The 25271-nt window shown below is 44.8% G+C and carries 23 protein-coding genes; 18 read left to right on the forward strand and 5 right to left on the reverse strand.

The genetic code is table 11. The annotated features are described in order from the left end of the window. Positions 1-210 precede the first annotated feature (210 nt). Entirely contained in the window at positions 211-1257 is a 1047-nt protein-coding gene (locus JC606_RS07565; protein WP_198778340.1) for a lactonase family protein, read from the forward strand. A gap of 68 nt (positions 1258-1325) precedes the next feature. Here JC606_RS07565 and JC606_RS07570 read toward each other — a convergent pair whose 3' ends face one another. Further along, a complete protein-coding gene (locus JC606_RS07570) occupies positions 1326-2501 on the reverse strand; it encodes a 2-octaprenyl-3-methyl-6-methoxy-1,4-benzoquinol hydroxylase (protein WP_198778341.1) in 1176 nt (391 codons plus the stop codon). 307 nt (positions 2502-2808) lie between these two features. On the opposite strand from JC606_RS07570, the gene miaB reads away from it, so the two are divergent. From miaB to lnt, 5 genes are all read left to right on the forward strand, one after another. Beyond that, positions 2809-4233: a tRNA (N6-isopentenyl adenosine(37)-C2)-methylthiotransferase MiaB gene (gene miaB, locus JC606_RS07575; RefSeq protein WP_004737649.1), complete on the forward strand. Its 1425-nt coding sequence runs from the start codon at positions 2809-2811 to the stop codon at positions 4231-4233. Between the two features lie 165 nt (positions 4234-4398). Beyond that, positions 4399-5520, forward strand: a complete 1122-nt coding sequence (locus tag JC606_RS07580) for a PhoH family protein (protein WP_004737647.1) — start codon at positions 4399-4401, stop codon at positions 5518-5520. Continuing rightward, a complete protein-coding gene (gene ybeY, locus JC606_RS07585; protein WP_198778342.1) occupies positions 5521-5982 on the forward strand; it encodes an rRNA maturation RNase YbeY in 462 nt (153 codons plus the stop codon). It abuts the gene before it with no gap. Between the two features lie 118 nt (positions 5983-6100). Further along, positions 6101-6991: a CNNM family magnesium/cobalt transport protein CorC gene (gene corC, locus JC606_RS07590; protein ID WP_004737645.1), complete on the forward strand. Its 891-nt coding sequence runs from the start codon at positions 6101-6103 to the stop codon at positions 6989-6991. Positions 6992-7023: 32 nt separating this feature from the next. After that, entirely contained in the window at positions 7024-8541 is a 1518-nt protein-coding gene (gene lnt / locus JC606_RS07595; protein ID WP_198778343.1) for an apolipoprotein N-acyltransferase, read from the forward strand. 79 nt (positions 8542-8620) lie between these two features. On the opposite strand, the gene JC606_RS07600 is transcribed toward lnt, so the two are convergent. Continuing rightward, positions 8621-9091 (reverse strand): zinc ribbon-containing protein, encoded by a 471-nt coding sequence (locus JC606_RS07600; RefSeq protein ID WP_061033217.1) that lies wholly within the window; start codon positions 9089-9091, stop codon positions 8621-8623. Between the two features lie 262 nt (positions 9092-9353). Here JC606_RS07600 and leuS point away from each other — a divergent pair, with 262 nt between their 5' ends. The 12 genes from leuS (at position 9354) to lipA (ending at position 22126) form a co-directional block, all read left to right on the forward strand. Then, positions 9354-11930: a leucine--tRNA ligase gene (gene leuS / locus JC606_RS07605; RefSeq protein WP_198778344.1), complete on the forward strand. Its 2577-nt coding sequence runs from the start codon at positions 9354-9356 to the stop codon at positions 11928-11930. A gap of 165 nt (positions 11931-12095) precedes the next feature. Then, positions 12096-12749, forward strand: coding sequence for an LPS-assembly lipoprotein LptE (locus JC606_RS07610; protein WP_198778345.1), 654 nt, complete (start codon positions 12096-12098; stop codon positions 12747-12749). A 12-nt stretch (positions 12750-12761) separates the two neighbouring features. After that, entirely contained in the window at positions 12762-13787 is a 1026-nt protein-coding gene (gene holA / locus JC606_RS07615) for a DNA polymerase III subunit delta (RefSeq protein WP_198778346.1), read from the forward strand. Between the two features lie 50 nt (positions 13788-13837). Beyond that, positions 13838-14155, forward strand: a complete 318-nt coding sequence (rsfS, locus tag JC606_RS07620; protein WP_008224165.1) for a ribosome silencing factor — start codon at positions 13838-13840, stop codon at positions 14153-14155. 3 nt (positions 14156-14158) lie between these two features. After that, on the forward strand, positions 14159-14629 hold the full coding sequence (gene rlmH, locus JC606_RS07625) for a 23S rRNA (pseudouridine(1915)-N(3))-methyltransferase RlmH (protein ID WP_004737638.1): 471 nt from the start codon (positions 14159-14161) through the stop codon (positions 14627-14629). Positions 14630-14635: 6 nt separating this feature from the next. Further along, positions 14636-16528 carry a penicillin-binding protein 2 gene (gene mrdA / locus JC606_RS07630; protein ID WP_116870155.1) on the forward strand — a complete coding sequence of 631 codons (1893 nt, stop codon included), beginning with the start codon at positions 14636-14638 and terminating at the stop codon, positions 16526-16528. Further along, positions 16528-17649, forward strand: a complete 1122-nt coding sequence (gene rodA / locus JC606_RS07635; protein ID WP_061033222.1) for a rod shape-determining protein RodA — start codon at positions 16528-16530, stop codon at positions 17647-17649. The genes mrdA and rodA overlap by 1 nt, the downstream gene beginning before the upstream one ends. 3 nt (positions 17650-17652) lie before the next feature. Next, on the forward strand, positions 17653-18492 hold the full coding sequence (locus JC606_RS07640; RefSeq protein WP_198778347.1) for a septal ring lytic transglycosylase RlpA family protein: 840 nt from the start codon (positions 17653-17655) through the stop codon (positions 18490-18492). Positions 18493-18585: 93 nt separating this feature from the next. Then, positions 18586-19767: a serine hydrolase gene (locus JC606_RS07645; protein WP_198778348.1), complete on the forward strand. Its 1182-nt coding sequence runs from the start codon at positions 18586-18588 to the stop codon at positions 19765-19767. Positions 19768-20023: 256 nt separating this feature from the next. Beyond that, entirely contained in the window at positions 20024-20302 is a 279-nt protein-coding gene (ybeD, locus tag JC606_RS07650) for a DUF493 family protein YbeD (protein ID WP_026084358.1), read from the forward strand. 194 nt (positions 20303-20496) lie between these two features. Further along, positions 20497-21156, forward strand: a complete 660-nt coding sequence (gene lipB, locus JC606_RS07655) for a lipoyl(octanoyl) transferase LipB (RefSeq protein ID WP_137407352.1) — start codon at positions 20497-20499, stop codon at positions 21154-21156. 4 nt (positions 21157-21160) lie between these two features. Continuing rightward, entirely contained in the window at positions 21161-22126 is a 966-nt protein-coding gene (lipA, locus tag JC606_RS07660; RefSeq protein ID WP_198778349.1) for a lipoyl synthase, read from the forward strand. Between the two features lie 165 nt (positions 22127-22291). On the opposite strand, the gene JC606_RS07665 is transcribed toward lipA, so the two are convergent. The 3 genes from JC606_RS07665 to JC606_RS07675 form a co-directional block, all read right to left on the reverse strand. Next, entirely contained in the window at positions 22292-23653 is a 1362-nt protein-coding gene (locus JC606_RS07665; protein ID WP_198778350.1) for a sodium-dependent transporter, read from the reverse strand. A 277-nt stretch (positions 23654-23930) separates the two neighbouring features. Further along, positions 23931-24707: a YggN family protein gene (locus JC606_RS07670; RefSeq protein ID WP_198778351.1), complete on the reverse strand. Its 777-nt coding sequence runs from the start codon at positions 24705-24707 to the stop codon at positions 23931-23933. An 88-nt stretch (positions 24708-24795) separates the two neighbouring features. Then, positions 24796-25269, reverse strand: a complete 474-nt coding sequence (locus JC606_RS07675; protein ID WP_198778352.1) for a GreA/GreB family elongation factor — start codon at positions 25267-25269, stop codon at positions 24796-24798. Positions 25270-25271: the final 2 nt, after the last annotated feature.

Consider the following 25271-nt stretch of genomic DNA (forward strand, 5'->3'; position numbering starts at 1 on the left):
ATTTAGGTTCTGGCGCCGAGAGGTGTGAGAGTTCAAGTCTCTCCGACCGCACCATCATTAAATAGAACCCAGCTTTTTAGCTGGGTTTTGTTTTATCTGGAATATGTAAATCTGATAACTCCGTCACCAAGTATTTCTCCCCATTTAATCACTTCATGACTTTTTTATAAGACAATGCCTACTCCACTTTCTAATTGAGTATGACGCCTTATGAAAAATCTCACTTTAACGATCGGTTGCTACACAGGCACTCCCAGTAAAAGCCAAGGCGTGTATCAGGCTCAGTTAGACTTGGAAAACGGTCAACTATTACCTTTGGAACTCATTACAGAGTGTACTAACCCATCTTTTGTCGTAGCGACCGAGCTTGGTATCTATACCGCGTCTGAAGTTGAGCACCCCAAACAGCCACAGTTGATTCATATCGCTAATGCTAGCTCAAAGACCGCTAGTAACTCAGGTGCTATCTCCGGCGATCATCCTTGTCATATCACCATAGATCCTAGCCATAAGTTTGCAATTACTTCTCAATACTCATCAGGTTCATTCGATATTTTTAGTTTAAGTATCAATGGCAATATCGATAAACGACTTAAAACAATAGCTATGGTGGGGTCAGGACCAAACAAAGAGCGTCAGACCGCTCCACATGCTCATCAATGTCTGTTCTTACAAAACTCACCACAATTTGTCACCGTCGACCTTGGCGCTGATCGAATCAATTTCTATTGCTTTGATGAAGAACAGGAAGAGTTTCTAGACGAACCAATGCAATCCATTAAAGTCCCTGCGGGCAATGGACCTCGTCATCTCGTCTTCAACAAAGACGAAAATAAAGCCTATGTAATCTGTGAACTCTCTGAAACGATACTGATGATGGAGAAAACTCTTGGGAAATGGAGTATTGTCGAAGAGATCGACGCACTTCCAAATATGGAAAAAGGAGAAGCAACGGCTGCAATAAAACTATCGCCGGATGAGCAATTTCTCTATGTCTCTTGTCGACATCAATCGATGATCAGTTGCTTCAGAATCGAATCCACAACGAAAGTGCCTATTTTTATTGATAGCTATAGTTCTGAAGGCAACTTCCCTCGTGATTTTCATATTACTCATGACGGTGAATGGCTTATCGCCGCAAACCAGCACACTAACAACATCAAGTCATTCAAGCGAAATACAGAAGACGGCTCTCTGGTTTACACGGGCTACTCATTAGAGCTAGATGCGCCAGTTTGTGTGACACAGCAGCGATAGACATCATAGAATACAAAAAAGGAGAGCATTCGCTCTCCTTCTCTTTATAAAGTGTCTGTAATACTCAATTAAAGGCCCAGAGCATACTTCAAAACTTGAGTTTTAATCGGCCCTGAGTTCTCTGCTAGCTTGAGTGCAGCATTACGCACAAACTTAAGTGGACCAATATCATTACTGAACGTCTTATAGAAGAAATCCATACCGCTTTGCATCACTAGGTTGTCACCTCTTCTCATCACCTCGTAGCGTCTTACTACAGAATGATTCAGCTCGCCTTTTTCTTTGGTTACATCTAATAGCGCTGCAACATCTTTGAAGCCTAAATTCACACCCTGCCCTGCTAATGGATTAATCGTGTGTGCTGAGTCCCCAACCAGAATGCAGTTGTTCTTAAAATAAGATTGCGCATGACGTCGAGTAAGAGGGAAAGAACCAGAGTTAAGTACTTTAATGTCCCCTAACTCCGCAGGGAAGTTAGCAAGTACTTCATTGCGTAGCTTGTCTGGGCTCATTGCCGACAGTTGCTTAATGCGAGATGGCGAGTCGTACCAAACTAACGAGCCCTGCCCAACTTCCTGGTCTCCTGAATTAAAAGAGCACAAAGGGAGAAATGAACGCGGGCCGCTAGGTAAAAACTGTTGCCAAGTAATGTCTTGCTGAGGGAGCTCGGTTTCTACATTGATCAGCATGCAGTGCTGACGGTAGTCCCAAGCAGTGATACCAATGCCCGCTTGCTGTCTAACTGCAGAATTCGCACCATCGGCACCAACCACCCACTTCGCTGACAACTCGATACCAGATTGAAGCTTAACAGTATTAGTTTCGCCAAATTCGATAGAGTCCAACTTTTCAGGACACAGCAGGTCTAAGTTGTCATAAGCATCGAACTGAGACCATAAGCCCAATTGGATAAGTCGGTTTTCAACAATGTAGCCTAAACGAGGCAAATCAAGTGACGCTGCATCAAATCGAGTACGACATTCTGGGTGTTCCCACGTTTCTAGGCGCTTGTATGAGCAAACTCGCATTGCAGCAATGTTCTGCCATGCGCCAAGATCGTCAAGTAAATCGACTGACGCTTGAGAAATCGCTGATACTCGAATGTCCATCGCTTGCGACTCATCAAATGCTTGGGGCGCAAAACCTTCGATCACAGCAACCTGCATTCCTTGCTTAGCAAAACCAATCGCTGTTGCCGCACCAACCATGCCGCCGCCGACGACCACAATATCGTAACTGTTCATATTTTGTACTTATCAGTTTGATTCTTTGACTGTTTTTAATTGTACGTTTTCACAACGAACTTGTAACCAAAAACCTTATTTGAAAAATGGGTTACCCCTTGCTACATCTAGTGTTAACGAGAATAAAAACCACTTCCGAAGAGATTTTATCAGACTACTAGTCAGTCGGTTTTGAAACCAGTACAATACGCCGCTTGCCGCTAGGGTGAGCCATAAAATGAATACCTAATTATGGCCATCGACTCTCGCGGATAGATACCGGGCGATTTGCTCCCTTAAATTAAACTAACGATCGAGCGAACAAAAAATGAGTAAGAAACTGCTAATTAAAACTTGGGGCTGTCAGATGAACGAATACGATTCATCAAAAATGGCTGACCTGCTAAATGCCGCAAATGGCTATGAGCTAACTGAAGTACCTGAGGAAGCAGATGTACTACTACTGAATACTTGTTCTATCCGTGAAAAAGCGCAAGAAAAAGTATTCCACCAGCTTGGTCGTTGGAAAACGCTAAAAGATAAAAAAGAAGGTGTGGTAATCGGTGTGGGTGGCTGTGTAGCGACTCAAGAAGGCGACCACATCCGTCAACGTGCACCATACGTAGACGTTATCTTTGGCCCTCAAACACTGCACCGTCTTCCAGAGATGATCAAATCTTCTCTATCAAACGAAGCGCCAGTGATGGACATCTCTTTCCCTGAGATCGAAAAGTTCGATAGCCTACCTGAGCCTCGTGCTGAAGGTGCAACTGCATTCGTTTCGATCATGGAAGGCTGTTCTAAGTACTGTACTTACTGCGTGGTACCTTACACTCGTGGTGAAGAAGTTAGCCGTCCAATGGATGATGTACTGTTCGAAGTTGCTCAACTTGCAGAACAAGGTGTACGTGAAGTTAACCTGCTAGGTCAAAACGTAAACGCATACCGTGGTCCAACTCACGAAGGTGATATCTGCACATTTGCAGAGCTGCTTCGTCTTGTGGCTTCTATCGATGGTATCGACCGTATTCGTTTCACAACAAGCCACCCGCTTGAGTTTGGTGATGACATCATCGCAGTATACGAAGATACACCTGAACTTGTGAGCTTCCTTCACTTACCAGTACAAAGTGGTAGTGACCGTATTCTTACAATGATGAAGCGTCCTCATACGGCTATCGAGTACAAGTCGATTATTCGTAAGCTTCGTAAAGCACGTCCTGACATTCAAATCAGTTCTGACTTTATCGTTGGTTTCCCTGGTGAATCTAACCAAGATTTCCAAGACACAATGAAACTGATCAAAGACGTTGATTTCGATATGAGCTTCAGCTTTATCTTCTCTCCTCGTCCGGGTACACCAGCTGCAGACTACCCATGTGACGTGCCAGAGCAAGAGAAGAAAGATCGCCTATACGAACTACAACAAACCGTAAACTCACAAGCAATGCGCTACTCTCGCTTAATGCTTGGTACTGAGCAACGTGTACTGGTTGAAGGCCCGTCGAAGAAGAACCTAATGGAACTTCGCGCACGTACAGAAAACAACCGTGTTGTTAACTTCGAAGGTAACGCGGATCTAATCGGTCAATTTGTTGATGTGAAGATCACTGACGTATTCGCAAACTCTCTACGTGGTGAGTTGGTTCGTACAGAGAAAGATATGGACCTACGTAGCATCATCTCTCCAACGCAGATGATGGCTAACACAAAACGTGAAGATGAGCTGGGTGTGGCAACATTTACGCCATAAGCAAAACATCTAGGTTCAGCAAAAAGCTGACCAACAAAGCTTGAAATTACCTAACTAAGTGACCATCTTAGAAATAGGGAAATCGCCACTAGAAGCCCGGTCCCAATCGGGCTTCTTGCTCTTTGTTCGTCGAAAAGAGTGGGTGGCACAAAATGAGAGGCTAATTTGAGCAATAAAATCGTTACCCTAGAAATCAATCTAGAACCCGCAGATAACCATCGCCTTGCAAGCCTTTGTGGCCCATTCGATGACAACATCAAACACCTTGAGCGCCGTTTAGGTGTCGAGATTAACTACCGCAGCAACTTCTTCACTATTGTTGGTAAGCCCCATACGGCTGCTGCTGCACTCGATATTGTTAAGCGCCTGTATGTTGAATCTGCTCCGGTCAAAGGCACGATTCCAGACATCGAGCCAGAACAAATTCACTTGGCTATCAAAGAGTCTGGTGTTTTAGAACAGAATGTAGAGTCTGATATTGAACACGGCAAAGAAGTGTTCATTAAGACCAAAAAAGGCGTGATTAAGCCGCGCACCCCAAACCAAGCACAGTACCTAATGAACATGGTGACTCATGACATCACCTTTGGTATTGGTCCTGCTGGTACGGGTAAAACATATTTGGCTGTCGCTGCCGCCGTAGACGCATTAGAGCGCCAAGAGATCCGTCGTATTCTATTGACGCGCCCTGCAGTTGAAGCTGGTGAGAAGTTAGGTTTCCTGCCTGGTGATTTAAGCCAAAAAGTAGACCCATACTTGCGTCCACTTTACGATGCACTTTTTGAGATGCTGGGCTTTGAACGCGTAGAGAAACTGATTGAGCGTAACGTGATTGAGGTTGCACCTCTTGCGTACATGCGTGGTCGTACACTGAACGATGCCTTCATCATTCTTGACGAAAGCCAAAACACGACTGTTGAACAAATGAAAATGTTCCTGACTCGTATTGGCTTCAACTCTCGTGCGGTAATCACAGGAGATATCACTCAAATCGATTTACCTCGAGGTGCAAAATCTGGCTTGCGTCATGCGACCGAAGTTCTAAGTGAAGTCGATGACATCAGCTTTAACTTCTTTATGTCTGAAGACGTGGTTCGTCACCCAGTGGTTGCTCGTATTGTCAACGCTTACGAGAAATGGGAAGCGAAAGACCAGAAAGAGCGTAAAGAGTTTGAGAAACGTAAACGTGAAGAGCGCGAAGCGAAACTTCTTGAGACTCAGCAAGCGGTTACGACACAATTAGCAACACAAAATAGTTCTGTGATTGCAGAACAAGGTGATAAATAGATGTCTATTGAACTAGACCTACAATTAGCGGTCGAAAAAGAGCAAGGTCTTCCAACAGAGCAGGACATTCAGTTTTGGTTGGATAAGACTATACCTCAGTTTCAAAAGAGCGCTGAGCTTACTATCCGTATCGTAGATACCGAAGAAAGCCACCAGCTAAATCATGAATATCGTGGTAAAGACAAACCAACTAACGTGCTATCTTTTCCATTCGAGGCTCCTCCTGGGATTGAGTTAGATCTTCTAGGTGACCTCATTATCTGTCGCCAAGTTGTCGAAAAAGAAGCAGAAGAGCAAAATAAGCCTCTGCTAGCGCACTGGGCTCATATGGTTGTACATGGCAGTCTGCATCTGCTAGGTTATGATCATACCGAAGATGATGAAGCTGAAGAGATGGAGTCACTCGAGACAGAAATCATGCAAGCTATGGGGTTTGAAGACCCATATATTCTAGAAAAGTGAATCGATTCTAGTTACGTAGATTGCAGAGAAACAATAACTCATCGAACCTGTATTTTTCAGGAATCTGAGTTGTGATGTGTGCTATCACACTTCTGATAGCGTTATTTTTTGAGAAATCATGAACGAAGGTAACCCCCCCACTTCTGAGGGAAGTAAAAAATCTGAAGGTCCGAGTAGAAAGTCCTTCTTTGAACGCCTAGGCCAACTATTTCAAGGCGAGGTAAAAGACCGCCAAGAGCTCGTAGATGTAATCCGCGACTCAGAAATTAATGACCTGATTGACCACGACACTCGCGACATGCTCGAAGGTGTTATGGAAATTTCAGAGATGCGAGTACGCGATATCATGCTGCCTCGTTCTCAAATGGTTACAGTAGAGCGTACCGATGATTTAGATACATTGATTGCGTTGATTACTGATGCTCAACACTCTCGCTACCCAGTGATCAGTGAAGATAAAGACCATGTTGAAGGCATTCTATTAGCGAAGGACCTACTTAAATACCTGGGTTCAGACAGTGCCCCATTTGATATCGAACAAGTGATTCGCCCTGCGGTTGTTGTTCCTGAAAGTAAGCGAGTTGATCGCCTACTTAAGGAGTTCCGTGAAGAGCGTTACCACATGTCTATCGTTGTTGATGAGTTTGGTGGTGTCTCTGGCCTAGTAACCATTGAAGATATCCTCGAAGAAATCGTTGGTGAAATTGAAGACGAGTTCGACGATGAAGAAGAGTTGGATATCCGTAAGCTGAGTAAGCATACTTTCTCTGTTAAAGCTTTAACCACCATTGAAGAGTTCAACAACACGTTTGACACTGCTTTCAGTGATGATGAAGTGGATACAGTAGGCGGCATGGTTATGACAGCACTCGGTCACCTGCCAGTTCGTGGCGAAATTGTAGAAATCGAAAACTACCATTTCAAAATAACATCAGCAGATAATCGTCGCGTGATTCAGCTACAGGTAACCATTCCTGACGAGCAGCCTCTTCCGACTATCGAAGAATAACCACTTCTCTCTAAAGAGATGACAGAAATTAGATGACTAAGACTTTTATTCATCGCCTATTACGGCCGCTTGCGGCCGTTTTTGTTGGCGCTATAACCACCCTCTCATTCGCTCCATACTCAATATGGCCTCTTGCCATTCTCAGCCCAGCTTTATTACTGCTACTGATCCACAATCGTTCACCTAAGAGTGCACTTTGGATTGGTTATGCATGGGGCCTAGGTCAGTTCACCACAGGAATCAGCTGGGTATATGTCAGTATTGACGGCTTTGGCGGTATGCCACTAGCGGCCAATCTATTTTTGATGGCACTCCTCGTTGGCTATTTAGCCGTATACTCAGGGCTCTTTACTTGGAGCTTAAATAAGTTCTTCCCCACTAATAATTTAAGCCGATTCTTCCTAGCCGCTCCGGCACTATGGTTGATCAGTGATTGGCTACGCGGCTGGGTAATGACAGGCTTCCCATGGTTGTGGTTGGGCTATAGCCAAATCGACTCTCCGTTAGGCTCTTTCGCACCAATTGGTGGTGTCGAGCTAGTGACTCTTGCCATTATCGTTTCAGCATCAGCGTTTGCTTATGCGGTTATAAACAGAGCCTGGAGCATCGTTGTTATTCCTGCAGTCGTATTTAGTACTGGCTTTGGTATTCGCAACATCGATTGGGTAACACCGAATCCTGAAAAAACCACCTCAGTGGTGTTGATTCAAGGTAATGTCGACCAGGACAGCAAATGGCTGCCAAGTCACCGCTGGCCGACTATGATGAAATACACTGACCTAAGCAGGGAAAACTGGGATGCAGATATCATCATCTGGCCAGAGGCCGCGATCCCTGCTTTTGAAGTCGAGATACCGTCTTTCCTACGTAACTTAGATAGCGCAGCTAAGATAAACAACAGTTCCATCATCACAGGTGTACTGAACCAGTCTGAAGATAAGAAATACTACAACAGTATTCTTTCTCTTGGTGTTAACCCATATGGTGAATACAGCTATGACCCAGACGAGCGCTACCACAAACATCACCTATTACCATTTGGTGAGTTTGTACCCTTTGAAGATATATTGCGTCCATTAGCACCGTTCTTTAACTTGCCAATGTCATCGTTCAGTCGTGGCGATTTCATCCAGCCAAACATTGTTGCTAACGGTCGTCATCTAGCGCCAGCTCTGTGTTATGAGATCATCTTTAATGATCAAGTAAGACAGAATGTGACAGACGATACGGACTTTATTCTAACGCTCTCTAACGATGCGTGGTTTGGCCGTTCAATTGGTCCATTACAACATATGGAAATCGCACAAATGCGTGCCTTAGAGCTTGGTAAGCCGCTAATTCGCTCAACCAACAACGGTGTGACAGCGGTGACGGACTACAAAGGCAATATCATCAAGCAAATACCTCAGTTTGAAACGGCAGTTCTGAAAGCCGAGCTTGTTTCAACAGATGGCCAAACCCCTTACCGCGTGGTCGGTACTTGGCCATTGTATATTTGGGTGCTACTAAGCTTGGTAATTGGCTGGGTTGTGAGAAAACCAAAGAGCTAAGTTCAAGATTGAACGTAAAGTAATTTGCAGGGTTGGCCGTTTGGTCAACCCTTTTTGTTTATGTCGTATTTGGGGAGGTTTACGGTTTCAGTGCTTTGCGACTAAATCCTTTCGAGCCACACTTAATGCACGGGATGATGGTCGTTGGATGATTATATTCGGTTTGATGACCACACTCATCACAGACAAGCGTACCCAAGCCAATCACTTCACCAGCTTGATACAAGCCTTGGTGTTCTAAATCTTGGAATAGCTCGACCCACTCGACTTTAGTGCGATCGGTAATATCGAGAAGCCCCTGCCAAATAGAGTCTGCAATCATCAGATAAAATGGACCGCTTTTGCTCTCTTCGTAGCTCTCAGAAAACTCTTTCAAGTCTGACTTCACGTAGGCCGAGATCAGCGATAGCTCATCTTTGGTCATGTCATTGGCAGCTTTTGCATATTTACCTGACGTTTCGATTTTGTTGTTGAGCTCTTCAGGACTATGCTTCAGCGTTTCGATAACCTCTTCAACCACTTCTTCATAGAGTGCTTTTTTCTTCGGCATAACTACCTCCTTAAGATAACCAACGTTATAGTGAGTAAACGAAGTGCTACAACGCTCCCTCGCTCACAAACAAATGCAATTCATACTCTTAAGTATAGTTGCCCTGCGAAATTCAGTGAAAATTACGCCATCTACAAGTCAGCAACTGCAAGTATGAAGGGTATAACTATTGTTGTACTAAGCTCCTTTAGGTATTCTATGACGATCTGTAAGATTCTGTTCTAACCGAACTCACAAATTCCAAGATAACCGGATACCATCGATGCAAGAACAATATAACCCGCAAGAGATTGAACAAAAGGTTCAACAACACTGGGATAACAGCGAAACTTTCGTTGTAAGTGAAGACCCAAACAAAGAAAAATTCTACTGTCTTTCTATGTTCCCGTACCCAAGTGGCCGACTGCACATGGGTCACGTGCGTAACTACACCATCGGTGATGTGGTATCTCGTTTCCAACGTCTACAAGGCAAAAACGTAATGCAACCAATCGGTTGGGATGCATTCGGCCTACCTGCAGAAAACGCAGCTGTAAAAAACAATACAGCACCTGCACCATGGACTTACGAAAACATCGAATACATGAAAAACCAGCTTAAGCTTCTTGGCTTTGGTTACGACTGGAATCGTGAATTCGCAACATGTACACCTGAATACTACCGCTGGGAACAAGAGTTCTTCACTAAGCTTTACGAAAAAGGCCTAGTGTACAAGAAGACCTCTTCTGTTAACTGGTGTCCAAACGACCAAACTGTACTAGCAAACGAGCAAGTAGAAGATGGTTGCTGCTGGCGTTGTGATACTCCAGTAGAGCAAAAGAAAATTCCACAGTGGTTCATTAAAATCACTGAGTACGCTCAAGAGCTACTAGATGACCTAGACAACCTTGACGGTTGGCCTGAAATGGTTAAAACCATGCAGCGCAACTGGATCGGTCGCTCTGAAGGTGTTGAGCTATCTTTCGCTGTTAACGGTGAAGAAGCGCCGCTAGAAGTTTACACAACTCGTCCTGATACGCTAATGGGTGTGTCTTACGTTGGTATCGCTGCAGGTCACCCTCTTGCAGAGAAAGCGTCTAAGAACAACCCTGAGCTTGCTGCATTCGTTGAAGAGTGTCGCAACACCAAAGTTGCTGAAGCTGAACTAGCAACGATGGAAAAGAAAGGTATGGATACAGGCCTAACGGCTATCCACCCTCTTAACGGTCGTGTTGTTCCTGTATACGTAGCAAACTTCGTACTGATGGATTACGGCACAGGTGCGGTAATGGCGGTTCCAGCTCACGATCAACGTGACTACGAGTTCGCAACTAAGTACGGCATCGATATCATTCCAGTAATCAAGCCAGAAGATGGTTCTGAGCTAGATGTATCTGAAGCAGCTTACACTGAGAAAGGCGTGCTGTTCGACTCGGGTGAGTTCGATGGTCTTGCTTTCCAAGAAGCATTCGACGCAATTGCTGCGAAGCTAGAATCTGAAGGCAAAGGTAAGAAAACGGTAAACTTCCGTCTGCGTGACTGGGGTGTATCTCGTCAACGTTACTGGGGTGCGCCAATCCCAATGGTGACGACTGAAGATGGTGAAGTTCACCCAGTACCAGCAGACCAACTACCAGTAATTCTTCCTGAAGATGTGGTAATGGATGGTGTGACTAGCCCAATCAAGGCTGACAAGTCTTGGGCAGAAACAACATTCAACGGCGAACCTGCTCTACGTGAAACAGACACGTTCGATACGTTCATGGAGTCTTCTTGGTACTACGCTCGTTACTGTTCACCACAAGCTGACGACATCCTAGATCCAGAAAAAGCGAACTACTGGCTACCTGTAGACCAGTACATCGGTGGTATCGAGCACGCTTGTATGCACCTATTGTACTCTCGTTTCTTCCATAAACTGCTGCGTGATGCTGGTTACGTAATGTCTGACGAACCATTCAAGCAACTACTATGTCAAGGTATGGTACTAGCAGATGCGTTCTACCACGAAAACGAGAAAGGCACTAAAGAGTGGGTTGCTCCTACTGATGTTGCTGTAGAGCGTGACGGTAAAGGCCGTATTACGTCTGCGAAAGACAACCAAGGCCGTGACGTTGCTCACTCAGGCATGATCAAGATGTCTAAGTCGAAAAACAACGGTATCGACCCACAAGAGATGGTAGACAAGTACGGTGCTGATACAGTACGTCTATTCATGATGTTTGCATCTCCTGCAGACATGACACTTGAATGGCAAGAGTCTGGTGTTGAAGGTGCAAACCGTTTCCTTAAGCGTGTTTGGAAACTGGTTCACGCTCACTCTTCTAAGGGTGCAGCTGAATCTGTTGACGTTGCAGCACTTTCTGGTGACCAAAAAGCACTTCGTCGTGATGTTCACAAGACTATCTCGAAAGTAACGGACGATATCGGTCGTCGTCAAACGTTCAATACAGCGATCGCTGCGATCATGGAGCTGATGAACAAACTGGCGAAAGCGCCTCAAGAATCAGCACAAGATCGTGCAATCCTTGACGAAGCACTGAAAGCAGTAGTTCGCATGCTTTACCCAATGACTCCTCACATCTCTTACGAAATGTGGATTGCTCTTGGTGAAACAGATGTTGACTCAGCAACATGGCCAACATTTGACGAGAAAGCACTAGTTGAAGACGAGAAGACTATCGTTGTTATGATCAACGGTAAGCTGCGCGCGAAGCTAACTGTGGCAGCTGATGCAACAGAAGAGCAGGTTCGTGAGCTTGGTCTGAACGATGAGAACGCGAAGAAGTTCCTAGATGGCTTAACGATTCGTAAAGTTATCTTCGTTCCTGGCAAGCTTCTAAACATCGTTGCTAACTAATCGTTGTAGACTAAAACGAACTTAATTCGTTTTTGGCAGTCTTTAGACAGGGTAATTAAATTACCCTGTCTACTTATTTAAACGCTTTACTTTCAGTGACTAACCTCACCTCAACAAGCTAAAGCCTTTAAATAAGTATTCTACCTTCATGAGAGCCATCAAATAATGCGCCTGATTTCACTATCTTCATTGAAAGTTACTATTGTTGTTCTAACCGTTAGCCTACTTAGTGCCTGTGGTTTTCACCTGCGTGGTGACTACTCTGTACCGGAGGAACTCAACAAGATTTCGGTAACCAGTTACGACCAATACAGTACGTTTACACGTATGATGAAAGGCCAACTGCGCATGAATGATGTAGAAATTGTGCCACCATCTGAAAATACCCCTAACCTGCACATCATTAGTGAGAGTGTTGGTGAAAGAACACTCTCTCTATACCAAAATACTCGTGCCGCTGAAATTGAGCTTACGTTCTACGCTTCATACCGTGTAACGATTCCAGATCTTGGCTCAAAAACGTTCTCAACAAGTGTTACCCGCAGCTATCTAGATAACCCGCTAACTGCCCTCGCTAAATCGGTTGAGCGTGACATGATCGAAGATGAAATGCGCAAACTAGCAACTAGCCAAATCCTTCGTCAGATGGCGCGCCTAAAAGCCAACATCGCTGCAGACAGTATGGACCTAGAAGCACTAGAACACGTTCAAGTTAAAGAGCTTGAAAAGCAATACAACATCAAGAATGTTGAGATTGACGACGTTGAAATCGAACCAAGCACAGAACAGCAACCAGAGCTCAGCGAATCTGCTCAATAATAGGTCGATTTGATGCGTATTTTTGCTGACCGCTTACCAGAACAACTTGCTAAACAACTGAGCAACGTTTACCTGATCTTTGGTAATGAGCCACTGCTATTGCAAGAAAGCCGAGAAGCGATTCAAAAATCGGCTAAACAACAAGGTTTCGAGGAACGTCACCGCTTTGCGATTGATAACAGTATGGACTGGAACCAAGTCTATGACTGTACTCAAGCGCTAAGCCTGTTTTCTAGCCGTCAAATCATTGAGCTTGAGTTACCAGAGTCAGGCGTGAATGCCACAATAGCTAAAGAACTGTTGGCTATATCTGAGCATATCCACAGCGATATCTTGCTAATTCTTGTTGGCACCAAACTGACAAAAGCTCAAGAAAACGCTAAATGGTTCAAGGCACTCTCTAGCCACGGGCATTGGGTAAGTTGCCTGACGCCTGATGTCAGCAGGCTACCTCAATTTGTTCAAGCACGCTGCCGTCAAGTCGGGTTGTCGCCAGATCCTGAAGCTATTCAGATGCTGGCGCAGTGGCATGAAGGCAACCTGTTTGCACTTACACAAAGCCTCGAAAAGCTGGCACTTCAGTATCCAGATGGAAAGCTAACCTTAGTACGCTTAGAAGAGTCTCTGAGCCGCCACAACCACTTTACTCCATTCCATTGGAGTGATGCCCTATTAGCAGGGAAAGGGAATCGAGCACAGAGAATCCTAAGACAACTCGAAGCTGAAGGTGTCGAACCGGTTATTCTGCTGAGAAGCGTGCAAAGAGAGCTTGCGTTGCTACTACAAATGCAGCAACAAATGAAACTCATGCCGATCGGTCAGGTTTTCGAAAAACATCGTATCTGGCAATCGAAAAAGCCGCTTTATAACGCCGCGCTAACAAGAGTTTCAATTTCTCAATTACACTCACTGTTTGCGCTACTTACCCAAGCAGAATTGATAACAAAAACGCAGTATGAGCAGTCGCCTTGGCCACTAATCCATCAGTTGAGCGTTGAGTTTTGTATCCCTTCGGCTTCAATACCATCTCACGCCTAAAAGCGTGTTATGATCTTAGTAGAACCAAATTCAGATTTAAGGAACACCCAGTGTTACGTGAAGAACTAAAAGACTTTCTTGCAGACAAAGCTGACGATATGAAAGCAGAATCTATTGTGACCATCGATGTAGAAGGCAAATCAAGTGTGACGGATTACATGATCGTTTGTACTGGTACTTCTAAGCGCCACGTAGCTTCAATTGCTCAGCATGTTGCTGACGAAGTAAAGAAAGCCGGTCTTGAACCACTTGGTATGGACGGCCAGCAAGAAGGCGAATGGGTTGTACTAGATATGGGTACAAGCATGCTTCACGTTATGCAAGAAGAGCATCGTGAACTGTACCAACTAGAAAAGCTTTGGGGCTAGACGTTGAAGATCCAGTTAATCGCGGTTGGCACCAAAATGCCGAAGTGGGTTGAAGAAGGGTTTAACGAATATAAACGCCGCTTCCCTCACGACATGCCGTTAGAGCTCGTTGAAATCACGGCAGGTAAGCGCGGTAAGAACGCCGATATCGCTCGTATTCTTCAAAAAGAAGGCGAAGCCATGTTGGCTGCGGTGCCAAAAGGTAACCGAATTGTGACTCTAGATATCCCAGGAAGAAAGTGGGACACTCCACAACTTGCTGAGCAATTGGAAAGCTGGAAGTTGGATGGACGTGATGTTTCGATCCTGATTGGCGGGCCTGAAGGATTAGCGCCGGCATGTAAAGCGGCCGCGGACCAAAGTTGGTCTCTGTCTGCGCTTACTCTCCCTCACCCATTAGTACGCGTTATCATGGCTGAAAGCTTGTATCGAGCTTGGAGCATCACTGCTAACCACCCTTATCATCGAGAATAAGCGTTAATGTTACGTAAACGTAGCCAAATCCGTGATTACAAAGCAGAAGCACGACTATTTACTAGCCGTGCTTTTGTTGCGTTTGCAGGCATCATAGTCATGATGTCCTTGTTGGTTGTTAACCTGTACAACATTCAGGTCAACCAATATCAAGACTATAAAACTCGTTCTAACGACAATCGTATTAAGGTAGTGCCAATCGCACCAAACCGCGGTTTGATTTACGATCGAAACGGTGTACTTCTTGCCGAGAACCGTCCAGTTTTCAACCTAGAAATCACACCAGAAAAAATTAAAGACATGGACGACACGCTTGTCCGTCTACAAGAGTTAATTGAGATCCCACCAGAGCGTATTGAGCGGTTTAACCGTGAGCGCCGTAATTCACGACGCTTTAAATCAGTCCCCATTCTTAACCAGCTGACAGAAGAACAGGTTGCTGTCTTCTCGGTGAATCAACACAAATTCCCAGGCGTTGAAGTGACAGGTACTTTAAAGCGCTTCTACCCGTACGGTGATGTGCTTACCCACGTTATCGGTTATGTCTCTCGTATCAACGACCGTGACATGCAGCGATTGGTGCGAGAAGAAAAAGACGCCAATTACCAAGCAACCCGTGATATCGGTAAGCTAGGTATCGAACGCTATTACGAAGATTTGCTACACGGCACAGCCGGCTATCAAGAAGTTGAAGTAAACAGCCGTGGACGTGTTATTCGCACGCTCAAATTTGTTCCTTCTGTTCCGGGTAAAGATATTGTACTGAACCTGGATATCAATCTTCAGCTTTACGTTCATAAGCTACTCGATGGGCGCCGTGGCTCAGCAGTTGTATTGGATCCAAAAGACAACGGCGTATTAGCGATGGTTTCAAGCCCAAGCTATGACCCGAATGCCTTCGTACACGGTATTTCCTCTAAAGGATATAACGCGCTGCTTCAGGACAAAAATCGTCCTCTGGTAAACCGAACCACACTTGGTATCTATCCACCAGCATCAACGATCAAACCGTTTATGGCCGTTGCAGCTTTACAAGAAGGTGTCATCACACCGAATACCACACGTAACGACCCTGGCTACTGGAAGATCCCTAACTCTAAAACTCGACCATTCCGAGATTGGTTACGTTGGGGCCATGGTAAAGTCGACATCGTCAAAGCGATTGAAGAATCGGTGGACACGTTCTTCTACCAGATCGCTTATGACCTAGGTATAGACCGCATATCCAAATGGATGATGATGTTTGGATTTGGCGATTACACGGGCATCGATATTTACGAAGAAAGTAAAGCCAACATGCCAACACGAGACTGGAAAATGGCCAGACACCGTGTGCCATGGTACCAAGGTGACACAATCCCTGTAGGTATCGGTCAAGGCTACTGGACGGCTACACCAATGCAGATTGCAAAAGCGACCTCTGTGCTGGTCAATAAGGGCGAGGTAACAGCACCTCACCTATTGCGTGCCACCATTGAAAACGGTCACCCATTCGACGAGCAAGTTATGTCGGACATTGAAACTTACCCGCCACTAACAGGCGTTAAGAAGAAGTACTGGGATATCGCTCAAGAAGGTATGAAGCTGGCTAACCACGGTAAAAAAGGGACAGCAAGACGCTCATTTCAAAATATGTCTTACGTTACCGCAGGTAAGTCAGGTACAGCACAAGTCTTTGGTCTGAAAGAAGATGAAGAGTACAACGCCGATGAAATCGCTGAGCACCTACGTGACCACGCATTGTTTACTGGCTATGCACCGCTTGAAGATCCAGAGGCCGTTGTCACTATCGTTCTCGAAAATGCTGGCGGTGGTTCATCGAATGGCGGCCCAGTAGTAAGACGAATTCTAGACCACATTATCCTTGCAGAAGATTATCAAAGCGAGCCAATAAAATAATGAAACTTGATCCTTCAACAGGACGAAACAGAGCCTTATTTGAAAGGCTCCATATCGATCTGCCACTATTACTCGGCATTCTAGTTTTAATGGGCTTTGCCTTATTAATCATGTACAGCGCGAGTGGACAGAGCTTAGCGATGATGGATCGCCAGGCAATGCGTATGGCACTCTCTTTGGGCGTAATGATCTTCTTAGCTCAGATATCACCACGTACCTACGAGACTTTAGCCCCAGTGCTATTCGCTGGCGGCGTTGTTTTGCTATTAGGCGTACTCTTCTTTGGCGAAGCCTCTAAAGGTGCACAGCGTTGGCTTAATTTCGGCTTTGTTCGCTTCCAGCCCTCAGAGCTCTTAAAGCTAGCCGTGCCTTTAATGCTAGCGAGATTTATTGGTAAGCGCTCATTACCTCCGACATTCCAAACCTTGGCAATCTCGCTGGTTATGGTGTTCGTACCGACGATTCTTATCGCTAAGCAGCCCGATTTAGGTACCTCTATCCTCATCGCAGCATCGGGTATCTTCGTGATATTCCTAGCGGGTATTAGCTGGAAGATCATTGCCAGTGCAGCTGTCGCCTTAGGTGCATTTATCCCTATTTTGTGGTTCTTCTTAATGCGTGAATACCAAAAAGTGCGTGTTAGAACCCTTTTTGATCCTGAATCAGATCCATTAGGTGCGGGTTACCACATCATTCAAAGTAAAATTGCGATAGGTTCAGGTGGTATATCAGGGAAAGGCTGGCTACAAGGGACTCAGTCTCAACTAGAGTTCATTCCAGAGCGCCATACTGACTTCATTTTTGCGGTTATCGCTGAAGAATGGGGCATGATAGGTATCTTGTTCTTACTGGCTATCTACCTATTCATTATTGGACGTGGGTTGTACCTAGCAAGCCAAGCGCAAACGGCCTTTGGTCGAATGATGGGCGGAAGTATTGTACTGAGCTTCTTCGTTTATATTTTTGTAAATATTGGCATGGTAAGTGGCATTCTACCGGTTGTAGGTGTACCTCTTCCTTTAGTGAGCTATGGCGGTACCTCTATGGTTACCCTAATGGCTGGTTTTGGTATTTTAATGTCAATCCACACACACAGAAAAGCATTCTCAAAGGCGACCTAATCGATGTCTATTACAACGTTTTCAAAAAAAGCATCTTTGGTTGATGAGCTGCCAATCAAAAAAATAGTCTCAATTCTGGGCTTAGCGATTTTTATCAATGGCTGTTCCTCGCAGAAGCCAAGTGGCCGCTACGATATCGATTCAGATATCGCGCCAGATGCCCCTATTTCGGTCGAGCATTTAGAGGACGCACATCCTCAATACGAACCATACAGCCTAGGTGGTAACAGTGACTACACTCTGCGCGGTGAAGACTACAAAATCGTCAAAGAAACCGAGGGTTTCACCGAGAAAGGCAAAGCGTCTTGGTATGGCAAAAAATTTCATGGCCATTTGACGTCTAACGGCGAGATTTACGACATGTATTCGATGTCGGCGGCACACAAAATATTGCCTATTCCAAGCTATGTAAAAGTCACTAATACCGACAACAACAAAACAACGATTGTGCGTATTAATGATCGCGGCCCATTCCATGAAGGGCGAATCATTGACCTCAGTTATGCTGCGGCTTACAAGCTTGATGTCTTAAGGACAGGCACCGCAAATGTTGAGATTGAAGTGATCAAAGTTGCAATGCCAACTGACGCTAAAAAGAAAGCGGCTTTGCCACAATTTATTATTCAAGTTGCGACATCGCAACATGAAGACAGAACGGAGAAGTTAGCCAAAGATCTCAGCGAAAAGCTAGCAGTAGCAAGCTTCTTGCAGCCAAATGATGGTCAATACCGACTAATGCTTGGGCCATTTCATGACTATGCTCTGACTCAAGAGAAATTAGAACAGGTTAAGCTGATGGGTTACCCTTCTGCTTATATCAAGAAACACACGCTAACTCGCTAATTAATCTGACAGTAACCTCTGGTAATCAGCGCTCTGGTGTGACAGAGTGATTCTGGTAAGATATGAATAGTTCACCAAATAATTGCATTCAAAATGATTAAATCTAATAAACTTGTTAAAACGATTTTTGCTACTTCTGTTGCGCTTTCAGCAACAATAGCTACATCGTCATTCGCTGCTCCAATTGTTGTTCCTGATGCACCACAAATCGCCGCTAAAGGTTTTGTTCTGATGGATTACCATTCAGGCAAAGTACTAGCAGAGAAAGAGATGAATACTCAACTTTCTCCAGCAAGTTTAACCAAGATGATGACGAGCTACGTAATCGGTCAAGAACTTGAGCGTGGTAACATCAACCTAAACGACGATGTTGTAATCAGTGAAAATGCTTGGGCTAAAAACTTCCCAGACTCATCTAAAATGTTCGTTGAAGTTGGCACAACGGTTAAAGTTGAAGAACTGAACCGCGGTATCATCATTCAATCAGGTAACGATGCTTGTGTTGCAATGGCTGAGCACATTGCTGGCTCAGAAGACGCATTCGTTGACCTAATGAACGCATGGGCAAGCTCTATCGGCATGAAAGACACGCACTTTGCTAACGTGCACGGTCTAGACAACCCAAACCTATACTCAACGCCTTACGATATGGCACTGCTTGGTCAGGCGCTAATTCGTGACGTTCCTGATGAGTACCGTATCTACTCACAGAAAAAATTCACATACAACGGCATCACCCAATACAACCGTAATGGTCTGTTGTGGGATAAGAGCATGAACGTTGATGGCATTAAAACAGGCCACACAAGCAATGCAGGTTACAGCCTAGTAAGCTCAGCAACAGAAGGCAAAATGCGCCTAGTTGCGGTTGTGATGGGTACTAAGAATGCAAACGCTCGTAAAACAGAAAGCAAAAAGCTACTTAGCTACGGCTTCCGCTTCTTCGAAACAGTGGCACCACACACTGCTGGTGAAACTTTCGTAGAAGAGAAAATCTGGATGGGTAGTAAAGACACGGTAGCGCTAGGTGTTGACGAAGATACCTTCGTAACTCTGCCTCGCGGCCAAGCTAAAGACCTTAAAGCAAGCTTTGTACTTGAGAAAGAGCTAGAAGCGCCAATCAACAAGGGTGATGTTGTTGGTAAACTTTTCTACCAAGTTGATGGTGAAGACGTTGCGGAATACCCACTACTAGCACTTGAAGACGTAGAGCAAGGCAGCCTATTTAGCCGCCTATGGGATTATCTAGTACTGCTATTCAAAGGCTTATTCTAAGTAAGTCCAAGGGTGTGTTTTAAGTAAGTCCAAAAGTTTTGTTCTAAACAAAACCTAAGCTTGCTAGAAAGCTAACCTAATGAGTAAGTTCATTATTTACTCTTTAGCGAAACAAAAGCCTCCATGTGCGGCTTTTGTTGATCTTGAGTTCAGTGATATTTACACGTAATATTCCGCCTTATTACTCGAGTCTACTGACCGAACACGCTTTTTATCAACTTCCGCCAATTTGCGAGAGTCTAGCCTTTTGGAGCTAATCATGAACATCAATTCTGATGCAAAACTAAAAGACCTCTTAGAGTTCCCTTGTTCATTCACTTACAAAGTAATGGGCCACGCTAAGCCAGAACTGACTGAACTAGTGCTAGAAGTGATCCAGCGTCATGCTCCTGGTGACTACAGCCCAACACTAAAACCAAGTGCAAAGGGTAACTACCACTCTGTTTCTATCAACATCACTGCGACTTCAATTGAGCAGGTGGAAACGCTATACAAAGAACTAGGCGAGATCGAAATCGTTCGTATGGTTCTGTAACCTCGATTACGCATGAAAAACAGCGGCTTAATGCCGCTGTTTTTGTTTATAGCACCCTATTGCGGTCAAATTCATTCAACTTAATTTTCAATAAATACGAAGAAAGTTGAAAAACCTTGCAGTCCATCTGTAGTTAGAATCATGTTTCGCGTTTATAATGCGTTCACTTTATTAATCCTTGAGGGAGTGCCGCTTTGCAAAATAAGCTAATCGTAAAAAAATTAGGCCGTCAGGATTACGAACCTGTATGGAAAGCCATGCATAAGTTCACAGACGAACGCACAGAAGAAGACGTAGACCAAGTGTGGTTGGTTGAACACAACCCTGTCTTCACTCAAGGACAAGCAGGCAAAGCTGAGCATGTATTAAATGCTGGCGATATCCCTGTGATACAAAGCGATCGCGGTGGCCAAGTGACTTATCATGGCCCAGGTCAGTTAGTTGCTTACTTTCTGATTAACATCCGCCGCAAGAAGTTCGGAGTGCGCGATTTGGTTACTCATATCGAGAACCTCGTAATCAACACTCTGAAAGCTTACAATATAGATTCAGCTGCCCGACCTGACGCTCCTGGTGTTTATGTCGATGGCAAGAAAATCTGTTCACTCGGATTACGAATTCGACGTGGCTGCTCATTCCATGGGCTAGCACTAAACGTTGATATGGACCTGTCCCCATTCCAACGCATTAACCCATGCGGCTACCAAGGTATGGAAATGGCACAAGTAAGCCAGCTAGGCGGACCAAGTGAATTAGAGAACGTTGAGCAACAGTTAATACAAGAGCTCGTAGAGCTGCTCGGCTATGACCAAGTAGACATTCAAGCCACCAGTAACATTACAGCAGAAGCATAAAATCATGAGCAAACCAATCCAAATGGAAAAAGGCGTTAAATATCGTGACGCTGACAAAATGGCATTAATTCCCGTAAAGAATATGCCTGCTGAACAGAAAGAAGTACTACGTAAGCCAGAATGGATGAAGATTAAACTTCCTTCAGACAGCCATCGTATCCAAGAAATCAAATCAGCAATGCGCAAAAATAACCTGCACTCAGTTTGTGAAGAAGCGTCTTGCCCTAACCTAGCCGAGTGTTTCAACCACGGTACGGCAACGTTTATGATTCTTGGCGCTATCTGTACTCGTCGCTGCCCGTTCTGTGATGTTGCCCATGGTCGTCCTGTTGCTCCTGAAGCAGAAGAGCCGAAGAAACTGGCGAAGACAATTCAAGACATGAAACTGAAGTATGTAGTAATCACTTCAGTTGACCGTGATGACTTGCGTGACGGTGGTGCTAAGCACTTTGCAGACTGTAACCGTGAGATCCGCGAGCTAAACCCAAACATTCGTATCGAAACGCTGGTTCCAGACTTCCGTGGTCGTATGGACGTTGCACTTGATCTACTGAAAGACAATCCACCAGATGTTTTCAACCACAACCTAGAGACAGCGCCACGCCTGTACCGTAAAGCGCGTCCAGGAGCGAACTACAAGTGGTCTCTTGATCTCCTGAAGAAGTTTAAAGAGCAGCACCCAGACATCCCAACAAAATCTGGCGTAATGATGGGCCTTGGTGAAACCAAAGAAGAGATCATTCAAGTATTGAAAGACCTTCGTGAGCACGACGTAACTATGCTGACTCTTGGTCAATACCTAGCACCAAGCCGTCACCACTTACCAGTAGAGCGCTACGTGCCGCCGTCAGAGTTCGACGAGCTAAAAGAGATTGCTCTAGAGCTAGGCTTCACTCACGCAGCATGTGGTCCGTTTGTACGTTCTTCTTACCATGCAGACTTGCAAGCACAAGGTATGGAAATTAAGTAAGCGATTACTTATCTCCTCAGTTTCAAAGGCGCATCCCCTCGTGGATGCGCCTTTTTCTTATCAACAAACCGTAATGTTCCCATTCAGATACAACAAAGCCGCTCTATGAGAGCGGCTTTGTTAAATTCAGGTCTAGACGATAGACAAGCAAATAATAATGGCTAATTAACCGAAAGAAGCCCAGATTACCGTTGCCACTAAGATTGGGCACACGAACTTCACATACATCGGCCAAACCTTACCAAACCAACCAAGCTGAAAATCAGGACAGCCTTGCTCAAGCTCTTTCACTTTTGACGCTCGGCTCCACACCCACCCACCAAACAGGCAGAACATCAATGCAGCAACTGGTTGCAGGTACTGTGTCGCTATCATCGCAACCATGCCAAACATCGCAGCAAAGTTGTAAACAATTACCACACTGAACAATGCGATTGCACCACCAATCACCCAACTTGTTGGCGTTCTTCTGGTATTGAAGCGCTCACTCACTAACGCTACTGGGCCTTCTAACATTGAGATAGAAGAAGTCAGCGCGGCAATGGTTAGCAACAAGAAGAAAACAATTGCGAAGATCTGGCCGAGCACACCTAAGCTATCAAACATCAAAGGTAGAACCGTGAATACTAGCGTGTCAGAGCTTAACAGCGAGCCATCTTCTGCATAGATTTGAACGCCTTTTTGCATCGCAACAAACATTGCAGGCATTACCACTAAACCGGCAATAAAAGCCACTGCGGTATCAACCAGCGTCACGTTCATCGCCATTTTTGGCAGGTTTTCTTTCTTACTTAAGTAAGATCCATAAACCAACATTGAACAGCCACCAATCGTTAGCGAGAAGAAGCCTTGCCCCATCGCCGCTAAAATCAGTTTTCTGTCCCACACCTTTTCAAAATCAGGAACTAGGTAATGCTTTAAGCCTTCCATTGCGCCAGCTTGAGTCATGATGTACACGAACAATAAACCGAACAAAACAAACAGTGCTGGCATTAAACGCGTCGACCACTTCTCGATACCTTGTTTAACACCGCCCTGTACAATAAGAATGGTCAGTACGTAGAACGCTACAGTACCAAATACATTACGCTCAACGCTGAAGCCTTTAAACCAATCAGCAGCAGCCTCTAGCCCAATAAGATCAGCGACAGCACCAATTAGGAAGCAGATTAACCAACCACCAACAATGCTGTAAAACGCCAGTACGGCACTTGGGACACTTAATCCAATCCAACCAACAAATTCACCGACTTTTTTGCCTAGCGGATTAGCCGTTAGTGAACGCATACTATCAACTGGGTTGGCTTGACCATGACGACCAATCGCCATTTCAACCACCAGCATAGGGAACGCAACCACGAAAATCATTATGAGGTAAACAAGTAGAAAGGCACCACCGCCATTACTCGCTACCTGAGTTGGAAAACCCCAAATGTTACCCAAGCCAACAGCAGCACCAGCCGCAGCTAAAATAAAGCCTAAACGAGAACTAAACAGCTCTCTTGAAGAGGAAGATTGTTGGTCCATATTGCTCGCACAAAGAATCAGTGAACTAGTTTAGGAGTACAGTAATAAAAAGCAATGATAGACACAACCAATAAATGAACAATTCTCTAATTTTTACAATCAATGCGCTATTTAGAACCACAAAATTAACAAAATTCCAGTTCAATAATTCTACAAATATAGACACCAAAGGATCATCAACAGAGTCAGGCCACAAAATTGACACTTATCATTGGGGGAACAATACAAACAAAAAGAGCACCAACTGGTGCTCTTGCTATTCATCACTAGACTCGAATTAAATCGTGAATACTTGATAATCTTTTAGGTTCGGAATGATTTCATGCAGTTCTTGCTCTTGTTCTGCCATCTCATCAAGAGAGTCACAGAACTCTGCGCTTTCTTCTTCCATCTGCTTGGCGTGCTGCTTCATTCGCTCTTCAACTTTCAGCTTGAGTTCAGCCATGCTGTCTGTCAATTCCGTCAGGTTGAGTCCGCCTTCTTGCTTCATCTTCTCTGACATGGCATTAAAAGCACTAGAGATAAACTCTTGGTTAAAAATCTCTTTAGCTTTTTCGAAGTCTTCAGACCAACCATTGGCCATCGACTCAAAGCTGTCTGCAGGCAAAACCAATTCACCGTCTTTGTAGTAGCGGGCCTCTAGGTCTGCGAAAAACGTTTTCATCGACTCTTTTACGTTATCAAACGATTCTGGAGAGTCTAAACTAACAGCAATATCATCAATTACATCATTGGCTAATGCGAGACTTTCGCTTGCCATCTGCTTAGCTCGTGGTATGTACTCACTCATACTCTCACGATATTTTTCCATCGCCGCTTGTTGGTCAGCATCAAGCTCAACTTTCTCGCCATGAATATAGAGATTATTATTATCATCGAACACGGCGGTATCACCATTTACCTGATGAATTTCGACTTTTTGGTCATCGATTCGCAACTCATTCTTCAAATCAACTCGACATTGAGCCGCAAATGTTGGCAGGCTCACAACAGAGATCGCCGCTGTTAACGATGCAATTAATACACTGTTTTTCATAAATACATTGCTTTTCATAACATCCTCTCATCAATCTGCCAGATTACTATACCCCGAGTTTATGCTTCTTTGTCAGGGCAAGGTTTTATATCAATTTACCCGGGGCTCAATCAATAGAAACCACTTCGTAAAAAAACGGTTTATCAGCGACGCTAAACTCAATCTCGTCGCCGACTTCTTTCCCCATAAGCGCCCGACCAAAAGGCGCATTCGCAGTCACAATAGATACCTCATTACCATTCCAGGTAACAGACAGCCCACCGACTCTTGGCCCCATGAAAAAATGCTTATATTGATCATGATCGTCAATCACCACAACGTAGCTACTCACTGTTACCTTCTCACTGTCACGTAAAACTAGGTTTCGGTAACACTGAATATCCTCTTCGCACTCTTGTACCCTAACCGCTTGTCCGTGAGCAAGGTACGAGGCTTCCAGCGCCAACGTGTCGTACTTATGTTCAGGAACTGTCTCTTCATCAGTCGCAGCATCAATGGCACGCTGTGTAGCGGACTGCGCGATACGTAATCGAGATTCAAGTTGCTCTAAGATTATTTGGCGGAGCTCAGACTTATTCATAC

The sequence above is a fragment of the Vibrio sp. IB15 genome (assembly GCF_016406055.1).
GTDB lineage: Bacteria > Pseudomonadota > Gammaproteobacteria > Enterobacterales > Vibrionaceae > Vibrio > Vibrio chagasii.

Excerpts from the sequence above, each read along its gene's own strand:
- JC606_RS07565 (WP_198778340.1), top strand. The coding sequence starts at position 211 with ATGAAAAATCTCACTTTAACGATCGGTTGCTACACAGGCACTCCCAGT.
- JC606_RS07570 (WP_198778341.1), bottom strand. The coding sequence starts at position 2,501 with ATGAACAGTTACGATATTGTGGTCGTCGGCGGCGGCATGGTTGGTGCG.
- miaB (WP_004737649.1), top strand. The coding sequence starts at position 2,809 with ATGAGTAAGAAACTGCTAATTAAAACTTGGGGCTGTCAGATGAACGAA.
- ybeY (WP_198778342.1), top strand. The coding sequence starts at position 5,521 with ATGTCTATTGAACTAGACCTACAATTAGCGGTCGAAAAAGAGCAAGGT.
- corC (WP_004737645.1), top strand. The coding sequence starts at position 6,101 with ATGAACGAAGGTAACCCCCCCACTTCTGAGGGAAGTAAAAAATCTGAA.
- lnt (WP_198778343.1), top strand. The coding sequence starts at position 7,024 with ATGACTAAGACTTTTATTCATCGCCTATTACGGCCGCTTGCGGCCGTT.
- JC606_RS07600 (WP_061033217.1), bottom strand. The coding sequence starts at position 9,091 with ATGCCGAAGAAAAAAGCACTCTATGAAGAAGTGGTTGAAGAGGTTATC.
- leuS (WP_198778344.1), top strand. The coding sequence starts at position 9,354 with ATGCAAGAACAATATAACCCGCAAGAGATTGAACAAAAGGTTCAACAA.
- JC606_RS07610 (WP_198778345.1), top strand. The coding sequence starts at position 12,096 with ATGCGCCTGATTTCACTATCTTCATTGAAAGTTACTATTGTTGTTCTA.
- holA (WP_198778346.1), top strand. The coding sequence starts at position 12,762 with ATGCGTATTTTTGCTGACCGCTTACCAGAACAACTTGCTAAACAACTG.
- mrdA (WP_116870155.1), top strand. The coding sequence starts at position 14,636 with ATGTTACGTAAACGTAGCCAAATCCGTGATTACAAAGCAGAAGCACGA.
- rodA (WP_061033222.1), top strand. The coding sequence starts at position 16,528 with ATGAAACTTGATCCTTCAACAGGACGAAACAGAGCCTTATTTGAAAGG.
- JC606_RS07640 (WP_198778347.1), top strand. The coding sequence starts at position 17,653 with ATGTCTATTACAACGTTTTCAAAAAAAGCATCTTTGGTTGATGAGCTG.
- JC606_RS07645 (WP_198778348.1), top strand. The coding sequence starts at position 18,586 with ATGATTAAATCTAATAAACTTGTTAAAACGATTTTTGCTACTTCTGTT.
- lipA (WP_198778349.1), top strand. The coding sequence starts at position 21,161 with ATGAGCAAACCAATCCAAATGGAAAAAGGCGTTAAATATCGTGACGCT.
- JC606_RS07665 (WP_198778350.1), bottom strand. The coding sequence starts at position 23,653 with ATGGACCAACAATCTTCCTCTTCAAGAGAGCTGTTTAGTTCTCGTTTA.
- JC606_RS07670 (WP_198778351.1), bottom strand. The coding sequence starts at position 24,707 with ATGAAAAGCAATGTATTTATGAAAAACAGTGTATTAATTGCATCGTTA.
- JC606_RS07675 (WP_198778352.1), bottom strand. The coding sequence starts at position 25,269 with ATGAATAAGTCTGAGCTCCGCCAAATAATCTTAGAGCAACTTGAATCT.